General features: G+C 70.9%; 9 protein-coding genes. 3 read left to right on the top strand and 6 right to left on the bottom strand.

Annotated elements, in window-relative coordinates; genetic code table 11:
* Positions 1-17 precede the first annotated feature (17 nt).
* The 5 genes from ACFO3J_RS29695 to ACFO3J_RS29675 form a co-directional block, all read right to left on the bottom strand.
* Positions 18-1,034: a LacI family DNA-binding transcriptional regulator gene (locus ACFO3J_RS29695; protein ID WP_386435872.1), complete on the bottom strand. Its 1,017-nt coding sequence runs from the start codon at positions 1,032-1,034 to the stop codon at positions 18-20.
* 301 nt (positions 1,035-1,335) lie between these two features.
* Positions 1,336-4,062: a hypothetical protein gene (locus tag ACFO3J_RS29690; protein WP_386435869.1), complete on the bottom strand. Its 2,727-nt coding sequence runs from the start codon at positions 4,060-4,062 to the stop codon at positions 1,336-1,338.
* Positions 4,059-4,976 (bottom strand): carbohydrate ABC transporter permease, encoded by a 918-nt coding sequence (locus ACFO3J_RS29685; protein ID WP_386435867.1) that lies wholly within the window; start codon positions 4,974-4,976, stop codon positions 4,059-4,061. The genes ACFO3J_RS29690 and ACFO3J_RS29685 overlap by 4 nt, the downstream gene beginning before the upstream one ends.
* Entirely contained in the window at positions 4,973-5,872 is a 900-nt protein-coding gene (locus ACFO3J_RS29680) for a carbohydrate ABC transporter permease (protein ID WP_386435864.1), read from the bottom strand. Before ACFO3J_RS29680 ends, ACFO3J_RS29685 begins: the two co-directional genes overlap by 4 nt.
* A 41-nt stretch (positions 5,873-5,913) precedes the next feature.
* A complete protein-coding gene (locus ACFO3J_RS29675) occupies positions 5,914-7,188 on the bottom strand; it encodes an ABC transporter substrate-binding protein (RefSeq protein WP_386435861.1) in 1,275 nt (424 codons plus the stop codon).
* 329 nt (positions 7,189-7,517) lie between these two features.
* Here ACFO3J_RS29675 and ACFO3J_RS29670 point away from each other — a divergent pair, with 329 nt between their 5' ends.
* The 3 genes from ACFO3J_RS29670 (at position 7,518) to ACFO3J_RS29660 (ending at position 13,599) form a co-directional block, all read left to right on the top strand.
* Complete coding sequence (locus tag ACFO3J_RS29670; RefSeq protein WP_386435859.1) at positions 7,518-8,489, top strand: LacI family DNA-binding transcriptional regulator; 972 nt, start codon at positions 7,518-7,520, stop codon at positions 8,487-8,489.
* Between the two features lie 488 nt (positions 8,490-8,977).
* The gene (locus tag ACFO3J_RS29665) at positions 8,978-11,863 is read left to right on the top strand and encodes a glycosyl hydrolase family 95 catalytic domain-containing protein (protein WP_386435856.1); all 2,886 of its coding nucleotides are present in this window, start codon (positions 8,978-8,980) and stop codon (positions 11,861-11,863) included.
* 95 nt (positions 11,864-11,958) lie between these two features.
* The gene (locus tag ACFO3J_RS29660) at positions 11,959-13,599 is read left to right on the top strand and encodes a CocE/NonD family hydrolase (RefSeq protein ID WP_386435853.1); all 1,641 of its coding nucleotides are present in this window, start codon (positions 11,959-11,961) and stop codon (positions 13,597-13,599) included.
* On the opposite strand, the gene ACFO3J_RS29655 is transcribed toward ACFO3J_RS29660, so the two are convergent.
* Positions 13,589-15,256 carry a GDSL-type esterase/lipase family protein gene (locus ACFO3J_RS29655; protein ID WP_386435850.1) on the bottom strand — a complete coding sequence of 556 codons (1,668 nt, stop codon included), beginning with the start codon at positions 15,254-15,256 and terminating at the stop codon, positions 13,589-13,591. The genes ACFO3J_RS29660 and ACFO3J_RS29655 overlap by 11 nt on opposite strands.
* Positions 15,257-15,425: the final 169 nt, after the last annotated feature.

Raw genomic sequence — 15,425 nt, 5'->3', positions numbered from 1 at the left:
CCGCCCCCGGCGCCGGTTCAGCCGAGCGGCGCCGGGCCGGTCGACTCCCGCAGGACCAGCTGGGTGGCCAGCTCCACATGCAGCGTGTCCACGGTGTGCCGGTCCAGCAGGCGCATCAGCAAGGACACCGCCATCCGCCCCATCTCCTCCAGCGGCTGCCGCACGGTGGTCAGCCGCGGCACCGTACTGCGGCTGAGATAGGTGTCGTCGAAGCCGGTGATCGACAGGTCCTCCGGTATGCGCAGCCCGCGCTCGTAGGCCGAACGCAGGGCGCCCACCGCGGCCTTGTCGTTGAAGGCGACCAGCGCGGTGGGCCGGTCGGGCAGATCGAGGAGTTCGCACGCCGCGACATACCCCCACTCGGACGTGGGCTCGATGCTGCGCAGCAGTTCCGGCGACGGCAGCACGCCCGCGTCCGCGAGCGCGGAGGTGTGGCCGGCCAGCCGGGACTGTCCGGCCAGCCAGTCACCCGGGCCGCCGATCACCCCGATCCTCCGGTGCCCCAGCGCCACGAGATGGGCGCTGACGCTGCGCGCCGCGATCAGGTGCGCCGCCGAGACCGAGGCGATGTCGGGGGGCAGCGGAGTACGCGGGTCGACCACCACGAACGGGAAGTCCTGCGCCCGCAGCGCCTCCAGCTCCTTCTCCGGCTCGGGCGGCACGACCAGCACCGCGCCGGCGATGCCCGGATCGCTCGGCAGGCCGGGCAGCACCTGCGTCTCCCGCGCCGCGTCACCCGCGCTGAGCACCACCCGGCGGCCGTGCAGATCCAGCGTCTCGGCGATGGACGAGACGATCACCCCGAAGTAGTCGGTGAGCACATACGGGCAGCGCACATAGATGGCGCCGTTGGCCGCGCCGCGCCTGGCCGGGGCCGGCGCACCCAGCCTGGCCACCGCCTTGCGCACCAACTCCTGCGTGTCGGGGGAGACATGGACATAGCCGTTCATCACCCGCGACACGGTGGCGATCGAGACGCCGGCCTCCGCGGCGATGGCGCGAACCGTGGCGCGCGAGCCCTGCCGCCTAGCCACGTGTTACACGCTGACGTTTCATCCGCACAGTTTAAGGGCCGGGTGGCGCCGCCAACAGGCGTGCGGAGCAAGGATGTCGGGCCGCCGCGAGGCGCCGGTCCGGCCGGCATCCGGCGGCGGGACTCCTGAAAAGGTTTCACGGTGTTTCCGAAAGGGGCCGCCCGCTTCGCGGCGACCGGCACTGCACGGCACGGCACCGCACTCCACGGTACGGTGCCGCGTCCGCCGGAGTCGCTTCGGTCCGCCCCGCCCCGCCCGCGCGCCCGGGGTACGAGCGGCGCGCGGACGGGGTCCGGTCCGCCTACGACGAGGCCGGCAGGTCGAAACCGGCCGACCGGACACCGGTGAGCCGTCCGTACTCCGTGTCGAGCGTGCCCTCGACCGCGCCGCCGCCCAGGGACGAAAGGCCCGCCTCGACGCCGAAGAGTCCGGCGATCACCGCCTCAGTCACCGCGACCGCCGCCACGCTCTCGCGGTTGGAGACACCGCGCTCGGCCACCCGGTAGGAGCCGTCCTCGGTGACCTCCATCGCCTGCCCCCACAGTGCCCCGGAGGTCGTCCGGTGCGCCCGCCGCAGCACACCCGCCGCGAGGTCGGAGCGTCCCAGCCGGCACAGGCCGTAGGCCGTCGCGCCCGGCCAGGCGGCGAACGCGCCCGCCGCGCCGTGGTCGGGCCGGTCGGAGAACGGCGCGACCGGGTCCTGCGGGTCCAGCGCCCGCATCCAGTCGCCGTCGAGCAGGTGCCCGGTGACGAAGGCGACCATCTCGTCGCGCAGTCCGGCCGGCAGATCCTCCGTCATGTCGGCCGCCACCAGGGCGAAGTCCAGGCAGTGGCCGATGGCGTCGGTCCCCTCGGGGTGCGCGACACGCCAGCGGCCGTCGCCGGCGTACTGCCCGAGCACCGCCTGTGCCAGCCGGTCGCCGTCCGCCTCGGCGGCGGCCGCCTCGGCGTCCTCACCGAGGAAGCGCAGCAGCACCGCCAGCGACCGCAGCATGCCCGCGTAACCCGCGTTGAAGGACACCACCGCGTCGCGGTAGTTGGGCACGCACTCCAGCAACTCCCAGGCGTCCCGGCCGAGATCGACCAGCACCCCCTCGCCGAAGGCGGCCCGCCGGGACCGCGGTCGGTAGGCGATCGCCCGCAGATGGTCCAGCACGGACCGCCCGCCCGCGACCTCCGCCAGCAGCGAGGTGTCACCGGTGACCGCGAGATAGGCGGTCGCCGTACGGAACAGCGCGTGGTCGTTGGCCGCGTAGTGATTGCCGACCGGCAGCTGGTTGTAGGTGTCGAAGGAGTGGCAGTGATCGTACGGCTGGGCGAGCGCGGCCACGATCCAGGCGCGCATGCCGCGCGGCTCCAGCATGGCCGCCGACCGGGCGAACTCCGACTGGTCCCAGAAGAAGGTCGTGGTCGGCCCGAGCCGCGGCCCACCGGTCAGGAACACCGGACCGGTCCGCGACACCTGGGTGTTGCGCATGTAGACCGCGAGCAGGGCGCCCAGATAGTACGTACGGGCCAGGTCGCGGTCCTTCGTGTGGAGCGTCGGCAGATAGCCGGAGAACTGCGGGTTGTCCGGTGTGAAGGCGTCCCGCCAGGTGGTCCGCCAGCGCTCCGCCACCTCGGCGAAGCCGTCGTCGAAGGAGGCCGCCGCCGAAGCGGCGGCAGCGGCCACCCCGGTCGCCGACTCGCCGATCTCCAGTACGAAGCCCAGCTCCCGCGACTCGCCGGGACCGAGCAGCACCTCCCAGCGGGCCGTGCCCCGGGCGCCCTCGGCGGTCAGCTCGTCCGGCGCGCCGGTGAAGGCGTAGGCCGAACGGGCCCGGCTCAGGGTGTCCTCGACCAGCAGGATGTCGTCGCCCGGCAGGCCCGCCGTCCAGCGCTGCCCGCCCCACCACGGTTCGGTGGCGGCCACGACCGCGTCCTCCACCAGCAGTGCGGCGCCGTCCCCGGTGACCCGTACCGCCACCCGGTGCCAGCCGCCCGGCGGCAGCGGATCGGCCGCGACTGCGTACTCGCCGCCGATCCGCAGCGACAGCCGGCCGCCGGCCAGACCGATCTGCGCCGAGTCCGGATGGTTGCCGTGGGTGGCGATCACACCGTCCGCGCCGGTCCGGTCCACCCGGACCTCGAAGCCGATCGCGTCGCCGGCGCCGAGGGCCACCGTGCCGACCCGCAGATCCGTGCCGGGCCGGACCGTGTACGCGGCGGACGGATCGCCGACCGGTACGGCCTCGCCGCCGGCCCGGATCACCGCCAGCCGCCGGACCAGGCAGGGCGCGCCCGGCGCCCGGACCCGGCCGGAGTCCGGCGCGGAGTGGTCGGGCAGTTCGGACTCCAGCAGCATCGGCGCGGAGTCCTCGTCGCGCTGGATGCCCGGGATGCGCGGCGAGCCCAGCCGTATCCAGCGCTCGCCGTGCGGCAGCACCTGCACCTGCCGGGGACGCGGCGCCGACACCTCGGCGCGCAGCCGTTCGGTGGCGTAGAAGTCGTGGTGGTGGCCGGAGTTCCACGGAGTGCCGTACAGCCAGCCCCAGTCCGCCTCACGGTGCGCGAACATCGCCAGCAGTTCCTGCTCGACGGTGGCGCCCACCGGGTCGGCCGAGTCGTTGCGCAGTGTGATCCGCCACAGCACCCGGCTCCGCTCGTAGCCCATCCGCACCTCGGTGCGCACCGACAGCGCCCCGAGCGCGGCGGCGCGCTCGACGCCCCACGGCGACCAGCGCAGCCGCTCGGCGGCCGGCGGGACGCCGTCGATGCGCAGGACCCCGGTGTGGTAACCGCCGCTGTAGGGCGGGAAAGCCAGCCAGGACAACGATGTCAGATCCTGGTTGACGTGCCCCTGGCCCCACTGGTTGCGCAGTGAGGGCAGATGCGCGAGCCGGGCGGCCGGCAGCCAGTCGCCCGCGAGTTCGTCGAGTTCGGGCACGCCCTCGGCGGCCGGCCCGGTCCCCGCCGCGCGGGTCCCTGCCGCCTCCGCCTCCGCCGCTGCGCCTGCCCCGGCCGGCTGGGTCCGCGCCGTCGCCGTCACTTGGTCGATCCCGAGGTGAGACCGGCGATGAAGTGCCTCTGCATCGCGAGATATCCCACGACCGGGATGATCCCGGCGAGGAACATGATGCCGAACAGCTGTCCGTAATCCATCTGGAACTGCCCCACGGAGAGATAGAGACCGGTGGTGATGGTCTGGCCCTGCAAGGGGCCGAGGATGAACTGCGGGTTGAGGAAGTCGTTCCAGATCCACAGCGACAGGAAGATCGCCACGGTCGCGGAGGCCGGCCGGACCAGCGGCATGATGATCGTCCACCAGATCCGCAGACCGCCGGCGCCGTCCAGCCGGGCCGCCTCGACGATCTCGTCCGGGACCGCCCGCATGAAACCGACATAGACGAAGACCGCGAAGGAGAAGTAGCCGCCGCCCAGATTGGACAGGATCAGGCCCGGATAGGTGTGGTCCAGGCCGAGGAAGGTCAGGATGCGGATGGTCGGCAGCAGGACCACCTGCGGCGGGATCATCAGCCCGGCGGCCAGCACCGCGAGGATCGCGGACCGGGTCCGGGTGCGGCGGCGCGAGATGTAGAAGCTGAACGCCGACCCCAGCGGGATCAGCAGCACCACCGAGCAGATCACCACGATCAGCGAGTTGCGCAGGCCCAGTTGCAGCAGGTGGTCGGGCCGCTTCAGCGCGGTGGACAGATTGCCCAGCGTCGGATGGATGGGGGGCGCCGCCGGGTCGGCGACGATGTCGGACTCCTTCTTGAACGCGTTGACGATGGTCAGATAGATCGGGCTGACGAAGATCAGCACCACGACGACCGCCAGCGTCAGCCGGGCCGGGCTGAGCAGCCCGCGGCGGGCCTTGCGCGGTGCCGGGTTGTCCGGTCGGCGCCGGGGCGCGGTGGGGCGGATAGCCGGCCGCGAGGAGGAGGCGTGCTGGACGGTCACAGGTCTACCTCCCTGCGGCGCAGGATGCTGGTGACGGACAGGGCGATGACCGCCGACAGCGCGAGCAGGAACATCGCGACGGACGAGGCGTAGCCGAACCGGTCGTTGGTGAACGCCATCTTCACGATGTACTGCGCGGTGGACTGCGTGGCGTTGGCCGGTCCGCCGGAGGTGAGCACGGTGATGATGTCGTACAGCTTCAGAACGGTGATCAGCGAGATGGTCACGCTGATGGTGGTCGCCGGGGCGACCATCCGCAGGGTGATCATCCGGAACTGCTGACGGGAGTTGGCCCCGTCGATGGACCCCGCGTCGTACAGCTCACGGGGGATGTTCTGCAGCGCCGCGAGATAGACGACGGTGGTGAAGCCGGACAGCACCCAGGCGACCACGATGCCCACCGAGAGCTGGGCCAGATGCGGTTTGCCCAGCCAGTCCACCGGCTGGCCGGCCAGATGCGTCTTGGTCAGCAGGTTGTTGAGCAGGCCGTTCTCGGTGAAGATCGTCTTCCAGACGAAGCCGACGATCACGCCGGAGATCACCTGCGGCAGGAACGCGATCGTCCGCAGCACCCGGTAGGTCAACTGGGTGCGGTCCAGCAGCATCGCGAAGGCGAGGCCGATGATGTTGGCCACCACCGTCACCCCGATCGCCAGTGCCAGCGTGTAGACCACGCTGTCGCGCAACTGGCTGTCGTGCAGCATCTCCGAGTAGTTGGCGAAGCCGACCCAGTCGCTGCCGGACTTCAGCGGGTTCTCGTCGGTGAAGCTGCTGCGCAGGCTCATGAAGACCGGCACAACGATGAAGACCACATAGAGCAGCAGACCGAGCGCGGCGATCAGCCGCAGCCCCAGGTCCTGTGAGGTGTCGCGAAACCACTGTGAGACCGGTTTCACCGTCCCCCTCCTTTCATGCCGGTAGTCATGGCTCGCGGCGGTCACTTGGTCGCGGTGTCCCAGGACTGGTCGAGCTTGGACATCTCGCCCTTGACGTCCTTGCTGTTGAACAGCGCCTGCGCCGCCGCGTAGAAGTCGTTGTTCAGCGAGCCCGGCAGCGCGTCGTCATTGGTCGCCCAACCGATCGCGCTGACCTTGGTGTTGGTCTTGGTGACATAGGCGTAGGAGGCGCTGAACGCCGGAGAGACCGTGACGCCGTAGTCCGCCAGGGTCTTGCCCTTCAGCATCGGGTAGGCGCCGTCGCCCTCGATCAGCGCCTTCAGGTTGTCCGGGTCGAGCGACCAGGTCTTGGCGAAGGTGGTCGCCACCGCCACGTCCTTGGCCTTGGTGCTGATCGCCATCGAGCCGCCCACCGCGAACGGCACCACCACGGAACCGTCGTCGGTCGGCCACGGGAAGACGCCGATGTTGCTCCACTGGTCCTTCGGGATCGAGCCGAGGTACCAGCTGCCCATCGGATACATCGCGGCCTTGCCCGCGTTGAAGTTCTTGATCGAGTCGGCGTAGCTGACGTTGAGCGCGCCCTGCTCGAAGTAGTCCTTCTCGACCAGCGTGCGCATCTTCGACGCGGCGGTGACCACGTCGGCGTCGGAGAACTTCACCGTGCCGGCGTAACGCTGCTGGATCCACTGCGGGTTCTTGCCGAGCACATCCGCGCTGATCGCCCCGGTCAGCGGCATGGCCGCGGCGAACGGGTCGTTGCCGCCCAGCTCGATCGGTGTGACACCGGCCGACTTGAGCTTGGCGGAGACGTCCAGGAACTGCTGCCAGGTGGTCGGCGGCTGCACCCCGGCCTGGGTGAACAGCTTCTTGTTGTAGAAGACCAGCGGGATGATCTGCGAGTTGGTCGGCGGGATGTAGACCTTGCCCTTGATCGCGTTGCCCTGCGGCAGCAGGAAGTTCTGGTCGATCCACGCCTGGTCGTACGGCTGCAGCAGCCCGGCCGCGGTGTACTGCGAGGGCGTGATCGACTGCAGCAGGTCGGGGAACTGGCCCGAGGCCTGCAACTGCTTGGCGTACGAGTCGCGGTCGGTGCTGGGAGCCACCACCTGCTTGATGGACGTGCCCGGTACCGCCTTCTCCGCCCTGGCGATGGAGGCCTTCCAGAACGCCGGGGTCAGTGAGGGGCTGTTGAAGGTGAGATAGGTCAGCGTCTTGCCGCCGCTGGCCGAGCCGCCGTCCGAGGCCGAGTTGGAGCACGCGGCGAGCAGGGCGAGACCTGCGGCGGCTATTACGGCGGCACTTCGTCTGAGCATGGCCGTCCCTTTCCGGGGTGGAGTGTCAGGAAGACGGATACCTGGGCCCGGACGCGGGGCATGCCACGTGGGACGCCCTGGGGACGTCGTGGACGCGACCGCATCTCGTCGGCGAGATAACGTTGTCTCGCCGAGTACAGTATGGTTCCGCGACAGCAAGTCAAGTCCCCCGGCGATCACGGACCGGTCTCGGGACGGCGGGGGAGAGTCATGAGCGCGTCGTGTACGCGGTGTGATGCGCGGTGTGTTGGGATCGAGCGAAGGGAAGCCACGTGCCTGGTCCTGGTGCTGTCGGTAAGCGTGGGCTGTCGCGTCCGCGCAGGCCGACGATGGTCGATGTGGCCCGCGAGGCCGGTGTCGCGCTGCGGACCGTCTCCCGGGTGGTCAACGGCGATGCCACCGTCGGTGACCAGCTCGCCGAGCGGATCAGGCGGGCCATCGACCATCTCGGCTATCAACCCGACGAGCGCGCCCGGCAGTTGCGCAGCGGACGGACCGGCACCATCGGCGCGGCCGTCCGGCACATAGCCGACGCGCACCCGGTGCTGCGGGCGATCGACGAGTCGGCCCGCGGTGTCGGGCTGACCGTGGTGGCGATGTCCACCGAGGACGACGAGGAGCGCGAGCGCGACGCGGTGATGTCGATGTGCCGGCGGCGGATGGACGGCATCATCATCGAGCCGATCGCCGACGGGCATCAGTATCTCCAGGCCGAGATCGACTCGGGGCTCGCGGTGGTGGCCTTCGACCGGCCGGCCACCGGCGTGGCCGTGGACACGGTGCTGTCCGACAACCGCGGCGGTATCCAGCAGGCGTTCGCGCACCTCGCCGCCCAGGGGCACCGGCGGATCGGCTACATCGGCGACGACGAGCGGATCTACACCGGGCGGGAGCGGGCGGCGGCCTTCCGCGAGGCGCTGAGCGGCATCGGCGAGCCGCTCGACGGCATGGTGCATCCCGGCCCGATCGAGCAGGAGCGGATCGCGGCGGCGCTGGAGAGCCTGCGGCGCCGGGCCGAGCCGGTCACCGCGATCGTCACGGGCAACTTCAACACGACGGTGGCGCTGATCCGCGCGCTCGGCCCGGACTTCGGGAGTACGGCGCTGGTCGGGTTCGACGACTTCGGGCTGGCGGATCTGCTGCGGCCCGGGCTGACGGTGGTGGCGCAGGGGGATGTGGAGATCGGGCGGACCGCCATCGAGCTGTTTCGCTCGCGCTTGGCGGAACCGGGGGGGCCGGTGCGGACGGTGACGGTGCCGACGCGGTTGATCGTGCGGGGGACGGGGGAGATCGGGCCCTGAGGGGCCCCGGGGTGAAGGTTGCCGGCCAGATGCGGGCCGGCGGGCCCGCCGGGTGCCGGGGCCTGCGGGGCGGGTCGGCCGCCGGCTCCGTTTTTACGGCCGCCGTGGCTGCCGCGGGCGCGTCCTGACGCCGCGGACGCGGCCCCGGCCCCTTTACAACTGCGGGCGGGCGCCTCTATAAACGACGCAGACATCCGAAGATAACGTTCTCTCGGGCCGCGAGCCGCCCCCCGGGAGAACGCGGAGGGTCCGGTGAGACGCCGGTCCTTCAGACCGTTCCCCCCATCAAGTGCACCGCTGGACCAAACGGTTTCACCTGGTCATTCACTGTCCGTGCCGATCCGGCGGACCTGTCGCCGCGACCCCTGCCCGGGGGCGGCGGCTGACAACGCTGTCATCCGGAAACATCGGATGGATGGCGCGGCGGCCGGTGAGCACCGTGCGGGTTCGGCGGCAGTCACCCTGTCCGAAGAGAGGCAGCAGCCCCTATGAGGCTCACGTCGCTTGCCCGCAGATCGCCGGCCAGGAGTCCCCTGGTCAGAGCGACGGGCGCCGCCGCCACCGCGGCGGCCCTGATCGGCACCGCGCTGACCACCGTGCTGGCCCAGCCGGCGATGGCCGACACCATCACGGCGAATCAGGGGAAGAACACCGTCGCCCAGTACCAGGGCGTGTGGAATTCCCCGCCGACCAACCTCACGAGCGGCGAGACCGTCGACGCCCCCGAGATGGGCAATGGCGATGTCGGTGTCGCCGTCGGCGGGTCGATCGACAACCAGACCTTCTATCTCGGCAAGAACGACTTCTTCTCGGCGTCCAGCCATGCCATCCGGCCGCTGGGCCGGATCGTGCTGGCCGTTCCCGGTCTGAGCGGCGCGAGTTACCACGTCGTCCAGGACATCGCGCACGCCCAGGTCAAGGGCACCTATGTGCTCGGCGGCTCCACGCTGAACACCACGAGTTGGGTGTCGGCGACCGAGAATCTGCTGGTCACCTCGATGACGCTGAGCGGTGGCGGCAGTCAGAACGCGTCCTTCACGGTGCAGAACGGCAGTGGCGCCGCGCCCACCGTCTCCACCAGCGGCAGCGTGCTCAACGCCGATGTGGCCGCCGACGGCACCACCGGGAACCCGCTGGCGCGGGTCGCCTCCCGGGTCATCGGCGGCAGCCCGAGTGTCTCCGGCAACAAGATCAGCGTCACCCTGCAACCGGGCACCACGTACACCTTCGTGGCCTCGACGCTCAGCAACATCGACAGCAGCGGCTACCAGGCGAGCGCCACCTCGATGGTGAGCGGCCTCGCGCAGGCCGATGTCGACGCGCTGAGCACCACGCACCAGAACTGGTGGGCCGGCTACTGGTCCCGGTCGTATGTGCAGATCGCCGACAAGTCGGTGGAGAAGAGCTGGTACGGCTCCCTCTATCTGCTGGCCTGCATCTCGCGCGGCGGTGAGTACGCGCCGGGGCTGTGGGGCAACTGGATCACCGGCAACATGAACTGGAACGGCGACTACCACACCAACTACAACTACGAGGCGCCGTTCTACGCCGCGCTGACCACCAACCACATCGACCAGATGGCCGCCTACGACCAGCCGGTGCTGGACTGGATGACCCGCGGCCAGCAACTCGCCCAGTCCAACGGCCTCCAGGGCGTGCTCTACCCGGTCGGCATCTCGCCCAAGGCGACCAGCGCCGACACCAATCTGCACAACCAGAAGTCCAACGCGGTCAATCTGGCCAGCGACATGATCATGCGGTTCCAGCAGACCCGGGACACGACGTACGCGGCCACCGTGTACCCGTATCTGAAGCAGGTCGGGCTGTTCTGGCAGAACTACCTGACCAAGGACTCCTCCGGCACGTACAACATCACCAATGACGCGCCGCAGGAGGACAACGCCTACCCGCAGACCAACAGCATCCTCTCGCTCGGCCTGGTGCATCTGCTCTTCCAGGGCCTGACCGACATGAGCACCGCGCTCAACCAGGACTCCGGCAGCCGCGCGACCTGGCAGGACATCGACGCGCATCTGGCGCCGCTGCCCACCATGAGCCGCAACAACCAGACCGTCTTCCGGGAGACCTCGGTCGGCGCCGACTGGGTCAACGACAGCAACGACATCGCCATCCAGGCGGTCTACCCCGGCAACCAGGTGGGCCTCGACAGCGACGCCACCACGCTGCAGACCGCCCGCAACACCATCGACCAACTCGCCCGCTGGCACACCGACAACGCGCCGGCCACCTTCTACCCGGCGGCGGCCCGGGTCGGCTACAACCCCGCCACCATCCTCAGCAACATGCACACCGAGGCGGTCAGCGACAGCTTCAACAACCTCGGCATCCACCACAACGGCGGCGGCATCGAGAACCTCAACGTCATCACCTCCGGTCTCGACGAGATGCTGCTCCAGTCCTTCCAGAAGGACGTCAAGGTCTTCGCCGACTGGCCGGCCAACTCCGACGCGAAGTTCGGCGACCTGATGGCGGCGGGCGACTTCCTCGTCTCCAGCAGCATCGCCGGCAACACGGTGCAGTACGTACGGGCGGTCAGCCAGAGCGGGGGCAACCTGGTGGTCACCAACCCCTGGCCGGGCAAGAGCGTGCAGGTGTACCGCAACGGCGCCGACGCCGGCACCGTCTCCGGCGCGAAGATCACCCTGGCCACGTCGGTCGGCGAGACGATCACCCTGGCCCAGCCCGGGACGTCCTACGCCACCGTGCAGACCCAGCTGGCGCAGCCGCTCGGTACCGGCACCGGCGGCACCGGCGGAACCAGCACCAGTTTCAGTTCCGGCTTCGAGTCGGGCGACCCGGCGCCGAGCTGGACCGACACCGTGGACACCGCGGGCGGCAACAGCGTGGGTGTCACCGGTATCAACTCCGACTCGACCGGTCCGCAGGCGGGCCCGCGGACCGGCGAGACCTCGCACACCGGCAGCAGCGCGCTGATGTACTCCGGCTCGGCCTCGGGCACCGGCGCCCACGCCTATCTGAAGGTCTTCGACCTCAGCGCATCACCGCTGAACATCGGCACCGCCAAGACCCTGAGTTACTGGATCTACCCGCAGTCCAACGCCACCACCCCCTGGGTGCCGGCCGGTTCGACCGAGAGCAGCTGCGCGGCGGTGGACATGGTCTTCACCGACAACAGCACGCTGCGGGACTCCGGGGCCGTGGACCAGAACGGCAACCAGGTCCATCCGGCCCACCAGTGCGGCCACTTGACGCTCGACACCTGGAACCACGTCACCGTCAACCTGGCCACGAAGAGCGCCAACAAGCAGATCGCCCGCATCCTCGTCGGCTACGACCACCCGGGTGGAACCGGCGGTTACCGGGGTTACGTGGACGACCTCAGCGTCAGCTGACCGGCCCGCCCGAGCGAACTGACGTACCGTCATATCGACTGCCCCCGCCGTCTTGTCCGCGGCGGGGGCTTTCCCGGACCGGCGAGGAAGCTCCCATGGACGTACGGCTCGACGGCGAGGCCGTCATGCGCGACGGGACGGTACTGCGCGCCGACATCCACCGCCCGCCCACCGGCAGCGGTCCCTGGCCGGTGCTGCTCGCCCGCGGCCCGTACGGCAAGCAGGACCCCGGCATCCTCGCCCGGCTCGCCCCCTCGGCCGCCGCCCGCCGCGGCTACCTCGTCGTCATCCAGGACACCCGGGGCCGCTTCGCCTCGGACGGCGACTGGGAACCGCTGGTCAACGAGTACGACGACGGCTACGACACGGTCCGCTGGGCCGCCGCCCTGCCTGGCGCGGACGGCCGGGTCGCGATGTACGGCCCCAGCTACCTGGGGCATGCCCAGTGGGCGGCCGCCGCCGCGAGACCGCCCGAACTCGTGGCGCTGATGCCGGAGTTCACCTGGTCGGAGCCCGAGGACGGTCTGCTGGCCCGCGGCGGCGTACCCGAACGCGGCCTGCTCGCCCAGTGGACCCTCGGCCTCGGCTACGAGGTCCTCCGCCGGCGCCACGCCGCGGCGCCGCGCGAACGCCGCCGGGCGCTGGGGGAGTGGGCGGACGCCGTCGCCGCCCTCCATGCGGTGCAGGCGCCGCTCGCCGCCTGGGACCCGCCGATGCTGCGCGAACTCCCCCTGCCCGGACGCTCCGGTGGACCCGCAGTCCGCCCCGCCTTCGACGGCTCACGACAGCCCGGGTTGCCCACCTTCACCGTGGCGGGCTGGTACGACGCCTTCCTGCAGGGCAGCCTCGACCAGCACATACGGGCCCGGGCGAGCGGGCATCCGGCCGCCCTCGTGGTCGGTCCCTGGTCGCACGAGGAGCAGACCGCCCGTGTCGGCGCCCGCGACTTCGGCCCGGGCGCCGGCCAGGCCGCGATCGACGGCGGCCGCTCGCTGCTGGACCTGCGACTGGACTGGCTGGACGCCGTGTTGGGGAGCGGACCGGCGGCGGAGGCGGTCGCCGGGTCGTCGGCGCTGGTGTTCGTCACGGGTGCCAATACATGGCGACGGCTCGACAGTTGGCCGCCCGAGGCGGTCCCGACGCCGTGGTTCCTGCGCCGCGACGGCGCTTTGTCGCTCTGGCCGCCGGAAGCGGACGAGGCCCCCGACGCCTTCCGCCACGACCCGGCGGACCCCGCGCCGGTACGCGGCGGCGCGCTGCTGCTCACCGCCGCGTACCCGGCCGGCCCCTTCGACCAGCGGGCGGTCGAGGCCCGTCCGGACGTGCTGGTCTGGACCGGCCCCCCGCTGGCCGAGCCTCTGGAGGTCGTCGGCCGGGTCCGCGTCGCCCTCGTCGCGGCCGCCAGCGCCGGTCCGGCCGACTGGGTGGCCCGGTTGTGCGATGTGGCGCCGGACGGCACCTCCGTCAACCTCACCGACGGCATCGTCCGCACCGCCGGGCCGGGCCCGGCCGAGATGGTGATCGACCTGTGGTCGACCGCCCATGTCTTCGGCCCGGGGCACCGGCTGCGGCTCCAGGTGGCGGCGGCCGGTCACCCCCGGTGGGAGAACGCCTCGCCGCGGGCGGTCCGTACCGTCTTCCACGACCCGGACCGCCCCTCCCGGATCGTGCTGCCGGTCGTCGGCGGGGCGGGACCGGCAGCGGCGCCCGGGGAGGTCACACCGCCTAGGACGTAGCGATGTCGAACTCCTCCCACGGGCCGACCGCGTCGCGGTTGGCGATCAGGGAGGCGGCGCCCGCGTTCTCCGCCGTCACATACTTGCCGTTGATCTGCGCCTTGAGACTGAAGCTCCCGTCGGGGTTCTGGAGGAGCTGGAAGGTCTCCCAGGAGCCGGCCGCGGTCCGGTTGGCGATCAGCGGCGCGGCGCCGGCGTTCTCGGCGGTGACGATCAGGCTGTTGGCGTGCGAGCGCAGTGCGATCAGGCCGTTGCCCTGGTTGATCTCGTCGAACTGCTGAGCCGTGCCGATCGCGTCCCCGCTGGCGATCAGCGCGGACGAGCCGCCGTTGGGCGCGGTGACCCACTTGCCGTTGGCGTGCGCGCGCAGCGCGACGAAGCCCCCGGACGGCTGGGTGGAGGCGCCGAACAGATTGAGGTCGACCGCGTTGGCGATGGCCTGCAGACCCGCCTCGTTCGGGTGCAGGTGGTCACCGGCGTCGTACGCCGGCAGATAGCGGGTCGGGTTGGCCGGGTCGTGGGTCGCGGTGTCCTGGTCCACCACACCGTCGCAGCCGCTGCCCGAGCCGCGGATGAAGGAGTTGATCGAGGCCCTGGCCGTCTCGCCGGCCTGTGTCCAGCCGCCGGAGCCCTGGAAGGGGGTGAGCGTCGAGCACAGGAAGGACAGCCCCGCCTGGTGTGCCCGGGAGATCAACTGCTGGAGCCCGCTGATCAGTTGGGCGCCGGTCGGCGCACCGCTGCCCGCGCCGAGGTCGTTGATCGGGTCGTCGGAGAAGATCACCCAGCGCACTCCGGGCTGACCGACCACATCGCGGTCGAAGCGGTTGAGGGCGCTCTGGCCGGCGCCGTCGCTGAGCAGCTTGTTGCCGCTGATGCCCTGGTTGAGCACGCCGATCGTACGGCCGCTGTCCGACAGCCGGCGGGCCAGGTCGTTGGGCCAGCGCTTGTTGGAGTCCTGGGAGGAGGCGACCCCGTCGGTGATCGACGCGCCGAGGGTGACCACCGAGCCCTGGGCCGCCGGATTCTGCACGTCCAGGTTGGTGAGGAAGGAGTAACTGCCGTTGGTGGAGGCCCCATTGAGAGTGGCGTTGGCGCTGACATCGCCGCCGGCCACGTAGTTGGTCTGGGTGCCCTGCTGGTGGTAGGTCGCCGAACCGGTGGCGTTCGGCAGATAGAAGCTGACCGCGACATCGGACTGCGCGGCCACCGTGAACGACACGTTGTCGCTGACCGCGACCGCCCCGGCGGCGACGGTCACCGAGGACTGCCCGCCGAAGGTCACGGCACGGTCGGTGCCGGTCGACACCGACGAGCCGGAGGTGCGCTGCGCCACATGCACATCCCGGACGGTCAGCGCCGCGGAGCCGAAGGCGTTGGAGATCCGCAGCCGCGCCGAGCTGCCGCCGATGCTGGTGTGCACGATCTGGCGCAGGGTCTGGTTGCTGTACGAGGGCCCGCCGCTCTGCGGGGACACCGACCAGCTGCCGCTCCAGCCGTCGGTGGGAGCGGCGGCGGGCGTGCTCGCGGCGGCGGACGCGCCGTGCGGCGCGCCGGTGGCGGCCATGGCGGGCAGCGGGGCGAAGAGCCCGGCCGCGAGAGCGGCGCCGAGCAGGCCCAGCGCCCTGCGGCCGGCCGGGGAGAACGGATGATGTGGCATAGGGGACTCCTGGTGTGGGGGATGAGGAGCGTGAAGCGCGTGCCCTGTGCGGTGACGGCAGGGGACGGCCAGGACTGTAGTGCCCCCGATCCGTCAGGCCAATCCTTTGGCCAACGGACAGAGTTCGGATGACTGCCGCCTTTCGGCCACGGTTCACGGCCAGTTGGGC

It is taken from the genome of Streptomyces polygonati (assembly GCF_042650325.1).
Classification (GTDB): Bacteria; Actinomycetota; Actinomycetes; order Streptomycetales; family Streptomycetaceae; genus Actinacidiphila; species Actinacidiphila polygonati.
Note: the sequence above shows the minus strand (reverse complement) of the source record. Positions and strands in the feature narration are given on the sequence as shown.